This window comes from Amycolatopsis sp. SID8362 (assembly GCF_010550475.1).
Taxonomy (GTDB): domain Bacteria; phylum Actinomycetota; class Actinomycetes; order Mycobacteriales; family Pseudonocardiaceae; genus Amycolatopsis; species Amycolatopsis eburnea.
Window position 1 is genome coordinate 1 of the sequence record NZ_JAAGNB010000590.1, and the last position, 4,968, is coordinate 4,968.

The window sequence follows — 4,968 nt, forward strand, 5'->3', positions numbered from 1 at the left end:
CCGTGACGCGCCCAGCGCTGCCACGACCCGCGCGGTCCGGGCGCCGTGCGCGCGGTTCCAGCGTTCGGTGGCGCGGACGGCGGCCGTGACGAACCCAGGCGCCCCGAGCCGCAGCCCGGGTTCGTGCCGGGCCGCGAAGACGTCCCCTGCGGACGGAGCGGCCCGATCCGGCACGATCCGGCCCGGCGGCGCGAAAAGCGCCTCAGCGAGCCGCTGGAAGGCCGAAACGAGAAATGGTTTGCCGCCGCCGCGTGCGCCGATCCCGGTCGCCGCCGAGGAAACCGGGACGTCGAGGAGGATGCCGAGCAGTGCCAGGAGGCCGAGGCCGTCGAGGGCGCCGTGGTGCGCGGCGACGAGCACCGTGGGCGGGTCGGCGCGGACGGCGACGCGGACGAGCGGCGCGGCACGTTCGTAGGACTGGGCAGCGAACCGGTCGCGGACGGCGGGCAAGTCGTCCGCCGTCTCGATCCCGGGCACGGCACCGAGGTGCGGGTACTGCTGGATCGCGGCAGCCAGGCGCGCCCGGAGCTTTTCCGGTTCCGGCGCGGCCACGTCGAGGTCCGCTTCGAGGAGGATGCTCCAGGAAACGGTGGGGTCGCCGTAGAGCCCGACGACGCGGTGCGCATGGTCGGAGGCGAGCCGGGTCACGCCGTCAGCGGTTCCCGTAGATCTTGCCGGGGTGGTCGGCCGGGTTGTACTTCACCTGCGCGTTGAGCTTGTCCTGAACCGGGGCGGAAGTGTCCGGGTCCGCGCCCTGGACGAGGGCGAACCCCGCCCCGGTCGCCACCCCGCCGCCGATGATGACGGCGACGACCGCGCCGATGACCGTGCCCACGTGTCACTCCTTCCGCGGCGGGAAAATCCTGCCGCGGCCCAATGTACGCATCGGTAACATGCGGCACAACAGTGCGACGCACAGCAATCCCAGCGCTACTCCGTTCGCCACCAATGCCGGCGTCCACGAGATCGCTTTCACCGGCGGCACACCCGGTGTCCGGTACAGCGTCAGCCATTCACCCGACCACACCGGTGTCGCGTCGGCGAGCAACCGCGGATCGACGTAGCCGGGGGTCCCGTGTTCGACGAGGACCCAGCCGATCCCCGCGTCGGTGAGCTCCCGCGCGGACGTCGCGGCGCGGACGTCGCCGATCCGCGGGTCCTCACCGGCGATCCGCTCGCTCCCCACCTGCAGCGTGTCGTCCATCAGCACGGGTTTCGGCAGCGCGCGTGGCGCCGGGTCCAGCTGCGTGCGGCCGTCGTTCCAGGCGAACCCGCGGAACGCCGAGAGCGGCAGGGCGAGCACGTCGCCCGGGCGGTCACCGAGCACTTCGGACACCGCCCGCCAGTCGTCCGGGTACTGCGCGGTGCCGAGCCGTCCCCAGCCACCCCACGCCAGGTCCGGCATGGTGACCAGCGGGAGCGCGATCGCCGCCGTCGCCAGCGCGACCCGCCCGCGTCCGGTTTTCAGCTTCGCCGCGGCGGCTTCGACGGCCAGCGCCAGGCCGAGCGCGAGCGGCAATGCCCACCAGGCCACCCATTTCTGGGCGTCGCGCAGGAGCCCGGCGCCGGGCAGGTACCGCGTCGCCGCGGTCAGCAGCGCGGTTCCACCGGGCAGCGTCGCCAGCGACGCCAGCAGCACCCCCGCGACGCCGAGCAGGGACAACGACCGGGCCGGTGCCGTCCCCCAGCGCCGGGCCAGCGGCCACAGCCCGGCCACGGCGATCGCGACGACGACGAGCGTCAGCACCGGGACCAGCGGCATGGCCCGGCTGCCGGGCACGGTTTCGGCGTTCCAGATCCCGCCCAGCCCGAGCACGCTCAGCAGCGCGGGACCCCAGCTTTCGGCGCGCGCGCTGAACGCCGTGACGCCGGCCGGGTCGGAGAACGTGCCGCCGGCGTTGAGGAAAGCAGGCACCAGCCACGGGAGGTCCAGCGCGAGGGCGATCGGGATCGTCTGCCAGAGCCGCCGGGATCCGGCCGACACCACCATGACGGCGGCCGCGAGCACCCCGCCCGGCGGGGTGAGGACCGCGGCCGCGCTCGCGAGCACCAGCCGCGGCAGGGAATTCGGTTCGTGCGCGCGCACCCCCAGCCCGGCCGCGGCGATCCACGGCAGGCACGCGTAGGTCAGCAGCAGCGGCCAGTGCCCGATGAACAGCCGCTCGGCCACGTACGGCGTCCAGGCGTACGTCGTCGCGGCGACGAGCCGGGTACCGAGGCGCTCGGTCGGGACCAGCCGGCCCGCCCCGAGCGCGGCGGCGAAGAGGGCCAGCAGCAGGACGATCTTCTGGACGATGTCGCCGGGCAGGACCGTGGTGGCCAGCGCGACGGCGGCGTCGGCGGGCACCGACCGCGGCAGTGTGCTGCCGAGCCCGAAGGCGTCCGGCACGAAGTACTGGCGGGGCGCGAACACCATGTCGTAGCCGAGGGTGAACCCGCGGCGCAGCAAGGGCGCGCACACGGCCAACGCGAGCACAGCGGACCACGCGGGGAGCGCGAACCGCCTGCCCGGTGCGTCCACGGCCCTTCCTTTCCGGTGCGCGCGAGGTTATGGTCGCTGCTCATTACTCGCCGGTAATGGGAGCCCGCCGTTGAGCGTAGCCACCGAAGCCCCGGCCCGGACCGGCAACCGGGTCGCGGCGATCCTCGTCTCGCTCGCGCTCGCGGGCAACAACGCGGCGAGCTACGTGCTCAGCCTGGTGGCCGCGCGGATCCTCGCACCCGGCGCGTTCGGGGAGCTCAGCTCGCTGCTGGCGGTGCTGGTGATCGGCGTCGTCCCGGCGATGGGGCTGCAGACGGTCGTCGCCCTGCGGGTGGCCCGTTCGGCCGAACCGGCTCAGGGACCGCTGTTCGCGCTCGGCCTGGTGACGAGCGGGATCGTCGCGACGGCGGCGTTGACGCTCAGCCCGTTGCTGGTGCTCCTGCTGCACCTGGGCTCGCTGACGCCGGCGCTGCTGGTGACGGCCGCGCTCGGGCCGTTGACGCTGCTGGGGTTGTTCCACGGTCTCCTGCAGGGCGCGCACCGGTTCGCGCGGCTGGCCGGGCTGATCGCCCTGGAAGGGTTCGGCAAGGTCGGCGGTTCGCTGCTGGGCCTCCTGCTGACGGGATCGACGACCGGCGCGCTGGCCGGGACGGCGCTCGGTTCGCTCGCGGTCGTGGTGGCGGGCTGGCAGCTGTGCGGCCGTCCGCGCCCGCGCTGGGCCGACCGGCACGGCGGCGAGGTACTCCATACGGCGCAAGCGATGCTGGCGCTGGTGCTCCTGGTGAACCTGGACCTGGTGCTGGCGCGGCACACGCTGCCGGCCGGTGCGGCGGGTGAGTACGCGCTGGGGGCGATCGTCACGAAGATCGCGTACTGGCTGCCGCAGGCGGTCGGGGTGCTGGTGCTGCCAAGGTTCGCGGCGGCGTCGGGACGGCGGCGGGTGCTGCCGGTGGCGCTGGCGGTGTGCGCCGGCCTGGATGCCGTGGTGCTGCTGGTTTCGGTGGTCGTGGGGCCGTCGTTGCTGGGCGTGATCGGGGGTTCCCGCTACGCCGGGAGCACCATGCCGGTGTGGCCGTTCGCGCTCGCGGGGTCGATGCTGGCGCTGGTGCAGATCCTGCTGTACGCCCGGCTGGCCGACGGCGACCGGCGGGTCACGCTGCTGATGTGGACGGCGGTGGCCGCGGAGGCGGCCTTGATCTTGGGCTGGCTGCACGGGTCCGCCACGCAGGTCGTCACGGCGGCGGCGTGCAGCGCGGGCGGCCTGGCGGTGGCGGGCGCGGTGCTCGAACTCCGGGCACGCCGGATGTAGTGAATGACTCATTCATGTCGTCTGACGACATGAATGAGTCATTCACTACGCGCGGGCCGGGTGAACCAGTCCACGCACGTCGACACCATCGCCGCCGCGGCCAGGAGCAGCGCTGCCTGGGTCACCGGGCCGTACGCCCACTCCTGGCCGTGGCCCAAAACCCTCCCCGTCACCGAAACCGCGGCCGCCACGGCCATCCCGCCGAACGCCAGGTACCTCGGTGCCCGCTCGGAGAACTGACGCACCAGCAGGCACGCGATCAGCAGCACCACCGGCAGCATCCCGCCCAGCGCCACCAGCAGCCCGATCAGCACCACCGGCACCGCCGAACCACCCGCGACGACGGGGAACGGCCGCCGCCGGGCCGGCCAGGCCACGCCGATCAGCACCAGGAGCACCGCCACCGCGCCGATCAGCAGGCCCGTCCGGTACGAGAAGTCCGGCGTGAACTCCAGCGACACCACCCCGCCCGCGCCGACCGGGACGAGCCAGGCCTGCTGCCAGCCGTCCACGCGGGTGCGGGCCAGCTCGCGACCGTCCACAGTGGCCACCCAGCCCGCGTTCGCGTTCTCCGGGATCGCCAGCACCGCTTCCTCGCCCGGCCCGACCGTCACCGTGCGGGAAGTCGCGTCCCACGTCCCCACCTGCACCGTCCGGTGCACCGGCGGCGCCGCGGACGCCTTCGCCGGGCGCAGCCACAGGTCCTGGACCACAAAGGACTCCGACCGGTCCGTCCGCAGCTCGTGCCCGCCTTCCGGCAACGCGATGCCGCCCTCGGAATCCCGGCACATCCGCAGTTCCAGCGGCCGGTGGGCGGTGATGTCGGCGAGCGTGCCCTGCACCGACGTGCGGTAGTCGAGGCCGTCGAGGTGGATGTTCGGGCCCGACCCGCACGGCACCGTGAACGCCGGGTCCGGGCCGGGCAGCAGCCCGGGCGCGCCCGACAGCTCCAGGCTGCCGATGCCGACGACCGCGCGGGCCGCCGGATCGTCGTCGTCGCCCGGCAGCACGAGCTGCAGCTGGTCGGTGTCCAGCGGTTCGAACGACGCCGACCCGCTCGCGTCCAGCTCGACCGTCCGCGTGCCGGACCGGCCGACCAGCTCCACCTGCCGCGGCGCGCGCGCCCCGCTGCCCGGCGCAACCCCGATGTGCAGCCCCGAAATCCGCTTCGGCGACG

The 4,968-nt window shown here is 74.0% G+C and carries 3 protein-coding genes and 2 pseudogenes; 1 reads left to right on the plus strand and 4 read right to left on the minus strand.

The window, feature by feature from the left end; translation table 11 throughout:
• The 3 genes and pseudogenes from G3I65_RS18570 to G3I65_RS18580 form a co-directional block, all read right to left on the minus strand.
• A pseudogene (locus tag G3I65_RS18570) lies at positions 1-648 on the minus strand (hypothetical protein); the annotation flags it as partial.
• 4 nt (positions 649-652) lie between these two features.
• A complete protein-coding gene (locus G3I65_RS18575) occupies positions 653-835 on the minus strand; it encodes a hypothetical protein (protein WP_160697231.1) in 183 nt (60 codons plus the stop codon).
• A 3-nt stretch (positions 836-838) separates the two neighbouring features.
• Positions 839-2,521, minus strand: a complete 1,683-nt coding sequence (locus tag G3I65_RS18580; RefSeq protein WP_160697232.1) for a hypothetical protein — start codon at positions 2,519-2,521, stop codon at positions 839-841.
• A gap of 70 nt (positions 2,522-2,591) precedes the next feature.
• On the opposite strand from G3I65_RS18580, the gene G3I65_RS18585 reads away from it, so the two are divergent.
• Positions 2,592-3,791: a polysaccharide biosynthesis protein gene (locus G3I65_RS18585; RefSeq protein WP_160697233.1), complete on the plus strand. Its 1,200-nt coding sequence runs from the start codon at positions 2,592-2,594 to the stop codon at positions 3,789-3,791.
• Between the two features lie 38 nt (positions 3,792-3,829).
• Here G3I65_RS18585 and G3I65_RS18590 read toward each other — a convergent pair.
• Positions 3,830-4,968, minus strand: a pseudogene (locus G3I65_RS18590) (DUF3367 domain-containing protein); the annotation flags it as partial.